Source organism: Rubrivirga sp. SAORIC476 (assembly GCF_002283555.1).
Taxonomy (GTDB): Bacteria; Bacteroidota; Rhodothermia; order Rhodothermales; family Rubricoccaceae; genus Rubrivirga.
This window is the reverse complement of sequence record NZ_MVOI01000003.1, coordinates 843,539-856,560: the sequence shown is the minus strand read 5'-3', so window position 1 is coordinate 856,560 and position 13,022 is coordinate 843,539. Positions and strand designations below refer to the sequence as shown.

Genomic DNA, 13,022 nt, shown 5'->3' with positions numbered 1-13,022 from the left:
CATCAACTCCGTTATGCCGCGGGCGGGCGGGCCCGATACGCTACGATGCTGCCGGTCGGTCGGAAAGGTGATTAGACGTGCATCATAAGGTGTGTGTCCGCGATGTGCGAATAACCAGGAGTTATCCGGCCCCGCGCCGCATAACGCGCAGGCCAGACGGCGAACAACACCCCAACAATACCCACGGATCGCCCCGCTGGCAGCACCCTTCAGCCCCCCGCGCCCGGCAATTGTGAAGGCAATCCGAGACGGCATCGGAGACCTCCGAGATGGCATCGGAGACCTCCGAGACGGCATCGGAGCCTTCCGACTCGGCATCGGAGCCCTCCGACTCGGCATCGGAGCCCTCCGAGGCGGCGTCGGAGCCCTCCGACCCGGCCCCCGACGCCCCAGGCTCGCTTCCAGAGCCCTCCGGCGCGGTCCCAGACCCCTCCGACCGCGCCCGAGACGCCCCCGACCCGGCCCCGGACGGCCCGGACATCCCCCCGGACACATCCGGCCGGGTCCGAGACTGCATCCAGGCCAGCAAAGAGACCCTTGATTGAAAACCGTCGCTGCCCTAGGTTTTTAAGCACTCATCTCACACACCCGTTGCCGTGGACGACTACCAGACCGCACGCCTCAAGAGCTACCGCACCACCCTCACCGTCTTCGACCGCTACCCCGCCGAGACGGCCGCCATCCCTGCCCTCGGCCGCGCCCTCACCTGGGTCCGCGAGCGCGTCGCCGAGGTCGAGCAGGCCGCCGAGGATCAGGCCAGCTACGCCCCCCAGGGCTCTGCCAAGAACGCCGACCGCGAAGCCCTCGCCACCGCCGCCCTCCCCGTCGCCCAGGCCCTCGCCGCCAAGGCCGACGAAGACGGCGACGAAGCCAGCGCCGACCTCTACGACTTCCCCTACAGCGACTTCGCCTACGCCCCCGAGCAAGACGCCCTCGACCGCGCCGGCGTCGTCCTCGCAGCCGCCCGCGCCGAGGACCCCGCCGCCCTCGCCGACTACGGCGCCGAGGCCACCCACGTCGACGCCCTCGAAGCCGCCCACACCGCCTTCGCCGACGTCCTCTCCGCCCCCCGCGACGAGGTCGTCAGGCGCGAAGCCCACACCCGCACCATCGAGCGCCTCATCCCCGAGATCGCCCTCCGCTTCCGCAGGCGCATCGACCGCATGATGACCCGCTACCGCGGCACCCCCTTCGGCGACGAGTACGCCGCTGCCCGCCGCGTCGTCGACCCCCGACGCGGCACTCCCGACGCCTGACCCGCCCGCCTCGGCCCCGAGGCGGACGCACCCGGCCTCACCAGCGCGTCGGCGTCGGCAGCGCCCCCAGCACCGCCAGCACCGCGTGGTACACCGCCGAGAGCGCGTCCAGGACCGGCTGCCACAGCCGCAGGTCCGGCTCGTCCCCGAGCCCGTCCAGCACGTCCGCCACCACGCTCCGCTGCAGGATCAGCTTGCCCGCCAGCAGCCCCCACCCGATCGGCTGCCCCAGCGCCAGGTGCACCACCGGCACGCTCACCCACAGCACCAGGTTGGCCGTGTGGAACAGCCCCAGCGCCACCAGCACCCCCACCGGGTAGTGCGTCCCCGCGCTCGCGTGCCGGCGCTTCTGCCGCCAGAACGCCCCCCAGCCGCTCGGAGCAGGGGAGGGGACCGCCCCCCGCGCCTCCCACACGTAGCGGACCGGCGCCGCACCCGTCCGCGCCACCTCCTGCACCAGCAGGTCGTCGTCCCCGGAGAGCGACCCCGCCGAGTGGCCGAAGCCCCCCAGCCGGTCCAGCAGCGCCGCCGGGTACGACAGGTTGCGCCCCACCGCGTGCCACGGCCGCCCCCACCCGATGCCCGCCGCCGCGAGCGCCGCCGTCTGCACCGTCTCGTACCGGGCGAACCGGTTCAGCCACCCCGCCTCGCGCCCCATCGGTCCGTACCCGACCAGCACCGCCCCCTCGTCTGTCTCCTGGGGAGCACGCGCGTCCGCCGCCGCGACCCGCGCCAGCGTCGCCAGCCACCCCGGCCCCGGCCGACCGTCGGCGTCGGTGAAGGCGAGCCGGTCGAAGGAGGCCGCCTCGGCGCCCCGTTCGAGGGCGTGCTTCTTCGGCGGAAGCCCCGCCGCCTCGGGCGCCCCCTCCGCCACCGACACCAGCCGGAGCGGCACCGGGAAGTCGGTCGTGCGCCACGTCACCCGCTGCGCCGTCGCGTCCGTCGAGCGGTCGTCCACCACCACCACCTCGAACGGCCGGTGCGTCTGCGCCGCCAGCGCGTCCAGCAGCGCAGGAAGCCGGTCGGCCTCGTCGCGCGCCGCCACCACCACGCTGATCGGCACCCCGTCCGCCGCCCCCCCCGGCGCCTCCCCCGAGGTCGGAGATCCCGCTTGCGGGGCTGCCTCGGCCGCCCCCTCGCGCACGCGCCGCAGCCCGATCCCCACCCACGCCCACCCGAGGCACTGGACCAGAGCCGAGGAGACGAGCGCGACGAGCCAGACGGTCGACATGAGCAAGCGGGAGGCGTCCGGGCAAGATCGCCCCGGCGGCTATCTTCCGCCCCCTGGCTCCAGGCCCCTCGCCCTCATGCCGACGCCCCCCGTCCGTACTCCCGGCCTGCCCCCGATGGGCGCGTTCTGGACCGCGGCGAACCTGCTCAGTCTGTCGCGCGCCGTGCTGGTGGTCCCCATCGCGTGGCTGGTGTACCGCGGCGGCCCCCTCGGTCCCATGTTCGCCCTCATCGGCCTCGCCATCGCCACCGACTGGTTCGACGGCCGCGTCGCGCGCTGGAGCGACACCGTCAGCGAGTGGGGCAAGGTCCTCGACGCGACGGCCGACAAGCTGGCCGCGGCGGCCGTCACGGTCGCGCTGCTCACGCGTCCCGAAGAGGCCGGGCCGTCGCTCCCGCTCTGGTTCGTGGCCCTCGCCATCGTCCGCGACACCCTGCTGGCGGTCGGCGGGCTGCTCCAGTCGCGGCGGCTGGGCCGGTTCACGTCGTCGCTGTGGAGCGGCAAGGTGGCCGTGACCGCGCTCGCCGTCACCGTCGTGGCCGCGCTCCTCGGCGCCCCCGAGCGGCCGATGGAGGCCCTCGTCGGCCTGACGGCGGCCGTCATGGTCTACTCCATCGTCAAGTACAGCATCCGCTTCGCCGCCATCTGGCGCCACGGCGACGCGGCCCTGGAAGAGGACGGCTCGACGCTCCGCGCGGAGCATCGGGTCGTGAAGAGCGGGGCGGACGAGGAGAGGGCGTAGCCGCAGAGCCCCGCTTCTCCTCCGCACTTCTTCTCCGCTCTGGATCCCTCCGCCTGCCCGTCGGTACCCGATTCGCACACCATCCCGTAGTCCCCATGGCCCTGTTCGGGTTCAAGCGCAAGGAGAAGGAGCAGGCCTCGCTGGAGGCCGGGCTCGAAAAGACCCGTACCGGGCTGTTCGACAAGCTGAGCCGCGCCGTCGCCGGCAAGGACACCGTCGACGACGAGGTGCTGGACGATCTCGAAGAAGTCCTCGTCACCTCCGACGTGGGCGTCAAGACCACCGTCGACATCATCCACCGCATCGAGGCCCGTGTCGCCGAGGACAAGTACGTCTCGACGAAGGAACTCCAGGGCCTCATGCAGGCGGAGATCGCGGCCCTGCTGCTCGGCAGCACGGCCGAGCGCCCGGCCCAGTTCGACGCGCCCTTCCCCAGCACCCCCCACGTGGTGATGGTCGTCGGCGTCAACGGCGTCGGCAAGACGACCTCCATCGGCAAGATCGCCCACCACTACAAGCGGGCGGGCAAGCGCGTGCTCCTCGGCGCCGCCGACACGTTCCGGGCCGCGGCCACCGAGCAACTCGACGTCTGGGCGCAGCGCGCCGAGGTCGAGATCATCAAGCAGTACCAGGGGGCCGACCCCGCCGCGGTCGCCTTCGACACGCTGGCCGCGGCCAAGGCCCGCGACGCCGACGTGGTCCTGATCGACACCGCCGGGCGCCTCCACAACCAGATCGGGCTCATGGACGAACTGTCCAAGGTCCGCCGCGTGATGGACCGCCAGGTGCCGGGCGCGCCCCACGAGGTGCTCCTCGTGCTCGACGCATCGACGGGCCAGAACGCGCTCCGGCAAGCTGAGGCCTTCACCCAGGCCGTCGATGTCACCGGGCTCGTGCTCACCAAGCTCGACGGGACCGCCAAGGGGGGCATCGTGATTGGCATTTCCAACGAGTTCCAGATCCCCGTTAAATACATCGGCGTCGGGGAGGGCATCGAGGATCTCCAGGTCTTCGACCGCGCGGCGTTCGTCGCGGCCCTCTTCGGCGACCGGGCGTCGGCCTGATCCACGGGCCTCCGCCGCTCGGCGCGGACCGGCGACGGTTCGCCCGCCTGTGCGGACGGTTCGGCGGACGCGCTTGTGAAAGCGCCGGCGCCTGCCGCATCTTGCGTTGCGTCCTATGCCACGCCTCCTCCTTCCCTGCGCCCCTGACGAGCCTATGCGCGCTCGCTACTCCCCGGCTCGCTCCACCGTCTGGAGCCCCCTGGTCGGTCTGCTGACTCTCATCGCCGCGGTCGTCGTCGCGGCCCCCGCCTTCGCCCAGGCGGCCTACACGCCCGCCTTCGACGTCGAGGTGGTGACCCAGCGGGCGGACCTCGCCAGCGGCCCCGAGACCCGGGTCGACGTGTACACGGCGGTCCCGAACACGAGCCTCCGCTTCCTCGCCCGCGAGGCGGGCTTCGAGGCCAGCTACGCGATGACCGTCCAGGTCTACGCCGTCGACGCGGACGGCGCCCAGCAGAGCCTCGTCGTCAGCCGGACGTTCGAGCGCGAGGTCACCGCCGACGACTACGACGCGACGCAGGACGTGAGCCTGGAGGACCGTGCCGTGCAGACGCTGGCCGTCCCGCCGGGCCGCTACCTGGTCGAGGTCGCCGTCGAGGACGGTGCCAGCGGGCGCTCGCTGACGCGTGAGGTCGCGCACGCCGTCCGGGACCTCTCCGGCACCGGCGTGGCTCTCTCCGACCCGTTGCTGCTGAGCGCCTACGACCCGGCCGCAGGCAGCGCCACGCCCATCGTCGGCGCGACCGTCTCGACGGAGGACGACGCCTTCTGGGTCTCCTACGACCTCTACGCTCCCGCGCCGACGACCCTCCAGGTGACGTACGTCGTGACCGAGCAGAGCCGCGTCCGCGAGCGGCCCTCCTTCGGCGCGCTGCTGGGCCTCGCGCCGCGCCAGCAGGCCGACCTCGGCACGCCGGTGGCCGTGACCGAGGCGCTCGACGTGGAGGCGGGGCACTCGCCCGCCGCCTTCCGCATCGAGACCGAGGCGCTCCAGGTGGGCGACTACACGCTCACGATCCGCCTCGCGACGCCCGAGGGCGAGACCGTGGCCACGGCCGACAAGCGCTTCGCGGTCCGCTGGATGGGCCTCGACAGCCAGATCGCCGACCTCGACCAGGCCATCGACCAACTCCGCTACGTCGCCAAGGACGACGAACTGCGCGCCATCCAGAACGCGCCGACGCCCGAAGAACAGCGTCGCCTCTTCCTCTCGTTCTGGAACGAGCGCGACCCGTCGCCGGGGACGAACCGCAACGAGCGGATGGAGGAGTACTACTTCCGCGTCGCCTACGCGAACGAGCGCTACAGCCGCTTCCACGACCGCGGTTGGAACACAGACCGGGGCGAGATCTTCATCCGCTTCGGGGAGCCCGAGTATGTTGAGGACCACCCCTTCAACTACGGCACCCGGCCATACCAGATCTGGAACTACTACGGGCAAGGCCGACGCTTCATCTTCGTCGACGAGTCGGGCATGGGCGACTTCCGCCTGCTGATCCCGCACTGGGACGAGCGCACGCGCATGTGAGCCCGGCGCTCCGGCCGTGGACCCTCCTCGCCGCGCTGATGACGGTCGTCGTCGGCGCGGCGCCTGCGTTCGGGCAGTCGGTGAGAGGGTTCGTGACAGCCGCCGAGCGCGGCCCGCTGGCGGGGGCCAACGTGGCCGTCCAGCGTCTCGCCGAAGCGGAGGCGGTCGGCCCGCTGCGAGGCGCGGTGACAGACGCGCAGGGGTTCTATGAGGTCGGCGGCCTGGAGCCAGGGAGGTACGCCGCCCGCGCGACCTACGTCGGCTACGCGGCGGCCTACGACACGCTCACGGTCGCTACCGAGCCGACGACCTGGAGCCCGGAGCTCGCCGCCGCCGGGGCGCTCGATGAGGTCGTGGTCCAAGCCGCGGGCGGCGCCGCCGACGTTTCGGGTGGCCTCCAGCGCATCCGCCCGGCGGACCTCGGCCGCATTCCCTCGCCGGACGTCGCGGGCGACCTCGCGGTGTACCTCCAGACGCTGCCCGGCGTCGTGACCGTGGGCGACCGGGGCGGGGGCCTCTTCGTGCGCGGCGGCACGCCGAGCCAGAACCTCGTCCTGGTGGACGGCGCGCCCATCTTTCAGCCGTTCCACGTCGTCGGCTTCTTCTCGGCCTTCCCCGAGGACATGGTCGGCGCGGCGGACTTCTACGCGGGCGGCTTCGGCGCGCGCTACACCGGGCGCGTGTCGTCGGTGCTGGACGTGACGCTGCGCGAGGGCAGCACGGAGCGGCTCCAGGCAGCGGGCACGGCGGGCCCGTTCGTGGTCTCCGCGCAGGGCGAGGGGCCGCTCGTGCGCGGCACGTCCTCGTGGATCGCGTCGGCGCGGACCTCCGTCGTGGAGCCGCTCGCGGACGCCATCGGGCAGGACGTGCCGCTGCAGTTCTCGGACGCCCTCGTCAAGGTGTCGACCGCCTCGGCGGCGTCGCGCTGCTCGGCGATGGGCCTGACGACCTACGACCGCGGCCGCCTCGATGCCGACTCGGACGACGCGTTCGAGTGGCGCAACCTCGTCGTCGGCGGGCGCTGCATCTCGGCCCCCTCGGGCCTGGACGGACGCATCGACGTGGCGGCGAGCGTGAGCCACCTCGACAGCGGCATCGGCCCGGCGGACGACTTCCTGCGGGGCGAGGGCCGCGAGCGGAGTTCGCGCCTCACCGAGGGCCGCTTCTCGTCCGAGCTGACGCGGTCGCTGGGCCGCGTCCGTCTCCGGACGGGCGTCCGCGCCTCGCTCATCGTGACCGCCTTTCGGCTGGGCGACGGCACCTCGACCCGCGAGGACGGCGACTTCCTGCTCGGCGGCGCCGCCCACACCGAGCTCGACCTGACGTTCGGCCCGCTGGAGCTGACCCCCGGCGTCGCCCTCTCGCTGAAGCCCTTCGACGACGCGTTCGTGCTGGAGCCCCGCATCCGGGCCTCGCTGAAGCCGTCGGGCGCGCGCGGCCCGGAGATCTCGGCCGCCGCCGGGCTCTACCGCCAGTCGCTGGTCGGCCTCATCGACGAGCGCGACGCCGCCTCGCCGTTCATCGCGTGGACCGGCCCGCCCGCCGACTTCGACGCCCAGAAGGCGGTCCACCTGCTCGCGGGCGTCACGACGCCGCTGGGCGCGGGCGTGCGGGTCGGCGCGGAGGCGTATGCGCGGCGCATCGACGGGCTGCCGGTCCCGATCTGGAGCGCGCGGACGCAGTTCACGCTCATCCCCACCGAGGCCCGCTCCACGTCCTACGGCGCCGACGCGCGGGTCGAGGTCCAGCGCGGGCCGCTGTACGTGTACACGGCCTACGCATACGCCATGACGGAATACACGTCGCTCCGCGGGCCGTTTCTGGTGCGGGGCGGCAGTCCGTTCGACGCGTACCATCCGGCCCACGACCGGCGCCACCAGATCCAGACGGCCGTGCAACTCACGCTGGGGGAGGTGGAGATCGGCGGGCGGTGGCAGTTCGGGACGGGGCTGCCGTACACGCGGCCGTACGGCTTCGACGTGGTCGTGCCGCCGTTCGGGCTCCCCGAGGTGACCACCTCGCCGGGCTTCCCGCGCGTCGTGTTCGAGCAGCCCTTTAACGGGCGGCTGCCGGCCTATCACCGCCTCGACCTCTCCGCCGGGACGGCCCTCGCGGTGGGCAAGGCCGACCTCGACGTGCGCGTGGGCGCGGTCAACACGTACAACCGGGACAACGTGTTCTACTACGACGTCTTCCGCGGGCGGCGCGTGAACCAGCTGCCGCTGGTGCCCTACGTCTCGGCCCGCCTGCGGACGCGATGAGCCGGCTCCTCGCCCTGCTCGTCGTTGCGCTCGGCCTCGCGGGGTGCGAGGTCGCCTTCGACCCCATCGCGGAGTCGGACTTCGTCTACGCCTTCAGCGGCTACCTCGACGCCTCGGCCGACACCCAGTGGGTCCGCGTCGAGGACGTGGCCCCATCGACCGACCCGAACCCCGACCTGCTCGCCGTAGAGGTCACGCTGACGGACCTGGCGAGCGGCGCCGTGACGGGGCTCACGCAGGAGGTGCGGACGTTCGCGACGGGCCCCGCGCACCTCTTCTGGACCACCGCCGACGTGCCGCTCGGCGCGCGCTACCGCCTGGAGGCCCGTCGCGTGGCCGACGGCGCCACCACGAGCACCACCGTCGCCATCCCGGCCGACGGGTCGTTCACGGTCGAGGTCGAGTCCGGCCGGTTCATCTGCCCCACGGTGGTCACGATCCAGGGCGCCGGGCGCGTGGCGGACGTGCAGGCGCGCTACGTGGTGGCGCGCAACGGGGAGGCGCTGGACTACCGCTTCGCCCACGTCGACCGCCTCGAAAACGACGGCGCGGGGACGGACATCGGGCGCGTGTACTTCGGCGAGGACGCGCGGCGGATGAACCTCGACCCGCTGTTCTTTCCCGACCTGCTCTCGGCCGACATCGTCGTGGCGGTGTCCACGGAGGACTGGCCGGCTCCGGCGGGACTGACGCTGGAGGACGTGCTGCTGGACATCCAGGGCGAGGGCGTCGAGAACGGGCTGGGCTTCGTGGGCGGGGTCGTGACGCAGCGGCACGCGTTCGTGCCGGGTGTCATCGGGTCGCCCTTCGGGCCGCCGCCGACCCCGTGCCTGCCATGAGGCGTGCGCTCCCCCTGATTGCGCTGGTGCTGGCCGCGTGCGAGGTGCCGCTCGACCCCATCGCGGAGTCGGACCTCTCGTTCGCGCTGAGCGGCTACCTCGACGCCTCGGCCGACACCCAGTGGGTGCGGGTCGAGCGGGTGGACCCCGTCGCGGGCGTGGAGCGGGCGGCGCCGCTCGACGTGACGGTCACGCTGGCCGCCGAGGGGGGAGAGCCGGTGGTGCTCGCGCAAGTGGTCCGGACGTTCGTGACGGGCCCAGCGCACCTCTTCTGGACCGACGCCCCCATCGCGCCGGGGACTGCGTACCGTCTCCGCGTGGCGGGCGCCAACGGCGCGAGGGCCGAGACGCGGGTCGCGGTGCCGGACACGGCCGCCTTCGAGGTCCGCGTGGAGCCGGAGCGCAACAACTGCCCTGTCGTGGTGACGGCGACGGGCGTGCCGCGCGTCGCCGACGTCCAGACGCGCTACGTGGTCGCGGACCCGCTCGGGCGGGAGCGGGAGGTCCGGTTCACGCACCTGCTGGCGCTCCGGCGGACGCCCGACGGCTTCCGCGCGCTCGTCCACTCGGGCGACGACACCAGCCGACTCGCGCTCGACCGGGGGCATCAGGTCGTCTCGGCCGAGTTGGTCGTGGCAGGCGCCGAGGCGGACTGGCCGGAGACGGTCGGGCTGACGATCGAACAGGCCCTCGTGTTCGACGGGGCGGTGGAGGGCGGCGGCGGCTTCGTGGGAGGGGTGGTAACGCGACGCGTTCCGTTCACGCCCGTGATCTCCTTCGGACGGTCGTGCATGTCGGGGCGGCTGTGAGGCGGCTTGCGGTCCTGCTCCTGCTCGGCCTCGCCGCCTGCGAGGCGCCGCTCGACCCCATCGCGGAGTCGGACCTGGCGTACTCGTTCAGCGGCTACCTGGACGCTTCGGCGGACACCCAGTGGGTGCGCGTCGAGCCGTTCGGGAGGGTCAACGCCCCGACGCCCGGCCCGCTCGACGCGGTCGTGTCGCTCGTCAAACCCGACGGCACGGTGCGGCCGATGACCCAGGAGGTGCGGACGTTCGAGACCGGTCCGGCGCACCTGTTCTGGTCCACCGAGGACGTGGTCCCCGCGGCCTCGTACCGCATCGAGGTGCGCGGCGCCGACGGCACGATGGCCGTGGCCCCGGTGGACGTGCCCGACGACTCGGCGCTGGAGATCGACCTCGTGGACGGTCTGATCCACTGCCCGACGGTGGTGCGGGTCTCGGGGGCGGAGTTCCTGGTGGACGTGCAGGCCCGCTACGTCACGCCCGACGGGCGGCCGTTCCGGTTCTCGAAGGCCGCGTCGTTCGCCGTGCTGAACGACGGCGCCATCGGTGCCTCGATCTACTACGGCTCCGATGCGGACGCCATGGACATCGACCTGCTGCCAGACCCGGCGGTGTCGGCCGAGATCGTGGTCGCGGTCGGCACGGACGACTGGGTGTCGGTGGGTGACCTGTCGCTGGAGGCGGCGCTGGCGCTGGCCGGACGCGGACGCATCGAGGGCGGGGTCGGGTTTCTCGGCGGCGTGGTCACGAAGCGGTTTCCGTTCATCCCCGGCGTGGGGCCGTTCCCGCCGCCGTACTCGGGCCTGCCATTCGTGCCGTGCGTCCCCGAGCGGTGAGGCCGCGCTTCGCCTCGGGGCCGAGGCGGGCACACCGGCAGAGGGGCGGGGCCGGTCGGACGCTCGGAGTGTGGGGCGCGCTGGCCGCATCCTCGCCGCCTCCCGGTGCGACCTTTCAGGCCAGACCACCGAAGACCGCATGACCCCGCCTCGCATCGTGTTTATGGGCACGCCCGACTTCGCCGTGCCGTCGCTCGACGCACTCGTCGAGGCGGGCCTGTCGCCCGTCGCCGTGGTGACCGTGCCCGACACGCCCTCGGGGCGCGGCCAGAAGGTGCGCGCGTCGGCGGTGAAGCTGGCCGCCGAGCGGCACGGACTCCCGGTGCTGCAGCCGGAGTCGGTCAAAGACCCGGCATTCGCCGAGGACCTGGCGGCGCTGGCGCCCGACATCCTGGCCGTGGTCGCGTTCCGGATCCTGCCGCCGGCGGCCTTCGAGACGGCGCGGCTGGGGGCGTTCAACCTGCACGGGTCGCTGCTGCCAGCGTACCGCGGCGCGGCGCCCATCCAGCGCGCCATCATGGACGGCGTCGTGGAGACCGGCGTGACGACGTTCTTCTTGCAGCGGACCGTGGACACGGGCAACGTGATCCTGCGGCGGTCGATCCCGGTGGGGCCGGACGACACGGGGGGCGACGTGCACGACCGGCTGATGGCCGTCGGCGCGGAGGCCGTCGTGGAGACGGTCCGCCGGATCGCGGACGGGACGGCGGACGCGCAGCCGCAGGACGACGCGCTCGCGAGCCCGGCGCCGAAGCTGTTCCGCGAGGACCTCGCCATCGACTGGGGCCGCCCGGCGAAGGCCGTCCACGACCACGTCCGCGCGCTGACGCCGTACCCGGGGGCGTGGACGACGTGGGAGGGGGAGACGCTCAAGATCTTCGGGACCCGGCTCCCCGACGAGGCACCCGAGGGCCTCGGTCCGGCGGGGACGGTCGCGGTGGTGGACGGACGCCTGTTCGTCGCCTGCGGGGAGGGCGTCGTGGAGGTGACGCGTGTCCAGCGGCAGGGCAAGCGGCGCATGGAGACGGCGGACTTCCTCAACGGCGCCGAGGTGGACGGGGCGGTGCTGGGGTAGGGCTCGCTGACGCTCGCGGGGAATAGGGCACGGGCAGACGGCTCTTCCCGCCTCGGTGCCGAGGCGAGCGCATCGTCGCCCCGACGGGCTGCCGTACGTTGCCTCCTCCCCACCGTGATTGCCATGACCCGCCTGTCGCTCCTCGCCGCCGTTCTGCTGGTCTCGTCTGCCAGTGCCCAGACGCTCGACCTGATCGGGACCGTGGACCTGCCTGCCATCGCGACGGACTCGCTGGAGACGGGCGGCTCGGACGTGTGGGGCTACGTGGCGCCCGACGGCGCGGAGTATGCCATCATGGGCGACATCGAGGGCGTGTCCATCGTGGCGGTGCCGAGCCTGGAGGTGGTGGCCCGCATCCCCGGGCCGACCGAGGACGCGCGCTGGTACTGGCGCGACATCAAGACGTACGGGCACTACGCGTATGCCGTCTCCGAGGCGACGGGGCGCAGCGAGGGGCTCCAGATCATCGACCTGTCGAACCTGCCGGAGAGCGCGGAGGAGGTGGCGGTGATCCGAGGGCCGGACGACGCGCTGGTGTCGTCCCACAACCTGTCCATCGACGTGGCGACGGGGCACGCCTACGTGCTCAACTCGGACGGCTCGGCGGTGCTCGTGCTGGACCTCGCCGATCCGCTCGCGCCGGTCGTGGTCGCGACTCTGGACGTGGGCGACGTGCACGACGTGGTCGCGTTCGAGGACCGCGTCTACATCGCGGAGGGCCGCAACCCGACGTACTCGATCTGGGACCTGTCGGACAAGGCGAACCCGGTGCTGGTGACGCGGGTGTCGGTGCCGAACGCGGGCTACGTCCACAACATCTGGCCGACGGACGACGGCCGCCACGTGCTGACGACCGAGGAGACGGCCGAGAAGACGGTCAAGGTGTGGAACATCGAGGACCCGAACAACCCGGAGCTGATCGGGGAGTGGCTGGGGGCCAACCGGATCGCGCACAACGTGCTGATCCAGGGGCGCTACGCGTTCCTCTCGCACTACACGGCGGGTGTCTACGTGCTGGACCTGGCGGACCTGACGACCCCGACGGTGGTGGCGCACCACGACACGTACGGGCGGAACGACGACGTGGCGATGGACGGCAACTGGGGCGCGACGCTGCCCTCGCCGGGGGGCTACGTGTACGGCAGCGACGGGACGGGCCAACTGACGGTGCTCAAGTGGTCGCCACCGGTGGACTCGTAGGGGGCGGAGCGGGGGCCGTCGGGTCGGGCCGCCTCGGGGCCGAGGATGCATGAGGGGAGTCCACCGGCGTGCCCCTACGTGAGGGGGCGTCTCCGTCGGGGGGCCGAATCCGCAGGCTGGCACGGGACTCGAGGTCAGGGGTTGTCCCCATCGGCGGTCCGAATCCGCGACGCGCGGGGCGGAGTAG

At 72.8% G+C, this 13,022-nt stretch carries 11 protein-coding genes; 10 read left to right on the top strand and 1 reads right to left on the bottom strand.

Going from position 1 to position 13,022, the window contains the following annotated elements; all coding sequences use genetic code 11:
- Nucleotides 1-596 precede the first annotated feature (596 nt).
- Nucleotides 597-1,256: a hypothetical protein gene (locus tag B1759_RS05505; protein ID WP_095514026.1), complete on the top strand. Its 660-nt coding sequence runs from the start codon at nt 597-599 to the stop codon at nt 1,254-1,256.
- Between the two features lie 37 nt (nt 1,257-1,293).
- Here the strand turns inward: B1759_RS05505 and B1759_RS05500 are convergent, their stop codons facing one another.
- Nucleotides 1,294-2,487, bottom strand: coding sequence for a glycosyltransferase (locus B1759_RS05500; protein WP_095514025.1), 1,194 nt, complete (start codon nt 2,485-2,487; stop codon nt 1,294-1,296).
- Nucleotides 2,488-2,563: 76 nt separating this feature from the next.
- Here B1759_RS05500 and B1759_RS05495 point away from each other — a divergent pair, with 76 nt between their 5' ends.
- From B1759_RS05495 to B1759_RS05455, 9 genes are all read left to right on the top strand, one after another.
- Nucleotides 2,564-3,229, top strand: a complete 666-nt coding sequence (locus B1759_RS05495) for a CDP-alcohol phosphatidyltransferase family protein (RefSeq protein ID WP_158225134.1) — start codon at nt 2,564-2,566, stop codon at nt 3,227-3,229.
- 95 nt (nt 3,230-3,324) lie between these two features.
- A complete protein-coding gene (ftsY, locus tag B1759_RS05490; protein ID WP_095514023.1) occupies nt 3,325-4,293 on the top strand; it encodes a signal recognition particle-docking protein FtsY in 969 nt (322 codons plus the stop codon).
- Nucleotides 4,294-4,447: 154 nt separating this feature from the next.
- Entirely contained in the window at nt 4,448-5,821 is a 1,374-nt protein-coding gene (locus B1759_RS05485; protein ID WP_143537273.1) for a GWxTD domain-containing protein, read from the top strand.
- Nucleotides 5,818-8,082 carry a carboxypeptidase regulatory-like domain-containing protein gene (locus B1759_RS05480; RefSeq protein ID WP_095514021.1) on the top strand — a complete coding sequence of 755 codons (2,265 nt, stop codon included), beginning with the start codon at nt 5,818-5,820 and terminating at the stop codon, nt 8,080-8,082. Before B1759_RS05485 ends, B1759_RS05480 begins: the two co-directional genes overlap by 4 nt.
- On the top strand, nt 8,079-8,921 hold the full coding sequence (locus tag B1759_RS05475; protein WP_095514020.1) for a hypothetical protein: 843 nt from the start codon (nt 8,079-8,081) through the stop codon (nt 8,919-8,921). Before B1759_RS05480 ends, B1759_RS05475 begins: the two co-directional genes overlap by 4 nt.
- Entirely contained in the window at nt 8,918-9,730 is an 813-nt protein-coding gene (locus B1759_RS05470; protein ID WP_095514019.1) for a hypothetical protein, read from the top strand. The genes B1759_RS05475 and B1759_RS05470 overlap by 4 nt, the downstream gene beginning before the upstream one ends.
- On the top strand, nt 9,727-10,560 hold the full coding sequence (locus tag B1759_RS05465; RefSeq protein ID WP_095514018.1) for a hypothetical protein: 834 nt from the start codon (nt 9,727-9,729) through the stop codon (nt 10,558-10,560). Before B1759_RS05470 ends, B1759_RS05465 begins: the two co-directional genes overlap by 4 nt.
- A gap of 139 nt (nt 10,561-10,699) precedes the next feature.
- Nucleotides 10,700-11,635, top strand: a complete 936-nt coding sequence (gene fmt, locus B1759_RS05460) for a methionyl-tRNA formyltransferase (RefSeq protein ID WP_095514017.1) — start codon at nt 10,700-10,702, stop codon at nt 11,633-11,635.
- A gap of 123 nt (nt 11,636-11,758) precedes the next feature.
- The gene (locus B1759_RS05455) at nt 11,759-12,835 is read left to right on the top strand and encodes a choice-of-anchor B family protein (protein ID WP_095514016.1); all 1,077 of its coding nucleotides are present in this window, start codon (nt 11,759-11,761) and stop codon (nt 12,833-12,835) included.
- The last annotated feature ends 187 nt before the right edge of the window (nt 12,836-13,022 follow it).

Bases quoted from the DNA above. Each gene is read 5' to 3' on its own strand.
- ftsY (WP_095514023.1), top strand. From the start codon at position 3,325: ATGGCCCTGTTCGGGTTCAAGCGCAAGGAGAAGGAGCAGGCCTCGCTG.
- B1759_RS05470 (WP_095514019.1), top strand. From the start codon at position 8,918: ATGAGGCGTGCGCTCCCCCTGATTGCGCTGGTGCTGGCCGCGTGCGAG.
- fmt (WP_095514017.1), top strand. From the start codon at position 10,700: ATGACCCCGCCTCGCATCGTGTTTATGGGCACGCCCGACTTCGCCGTG.
- B1759_RS05455 (WP_095514016.1), top strand. From the start codon at position 11,759: ATGACCCGCCTGTCGCTCCTCGCCGCCGTTCTGCTGGTCTCGTCTGCC.
- B1759_RS05500 (WP_095514025.1), bottom strand. From the start codon at position 2,487: ATGTCGACCGTCTGGCTCGTCGCGCTCGTCTCCTCGGCTCTGGTCCAG.
- B1759_RS05495 (WP_158225134.1), top strand. From the start codon at position 2,564: ATGCCGACGCCCCCCGTCCGTACTCCCGGCCTGCCCCCGATGGGCGCG.
- B1759_RS05485 (WP_143537273.1), top strand. From the start codon at position 4,448: ATGCGCGCTCGCTACTCCCCGGCTCGCTCCACCGTCTGGAGCCCCCTG.
- B1759_RS05475 (WP_095514020.1), top strand. From the start codon at position 8,079: ATGAGCCGGCTCCTCGCCCTGCTCGTCGTTGCGCTCGGCCTCGCGGGG.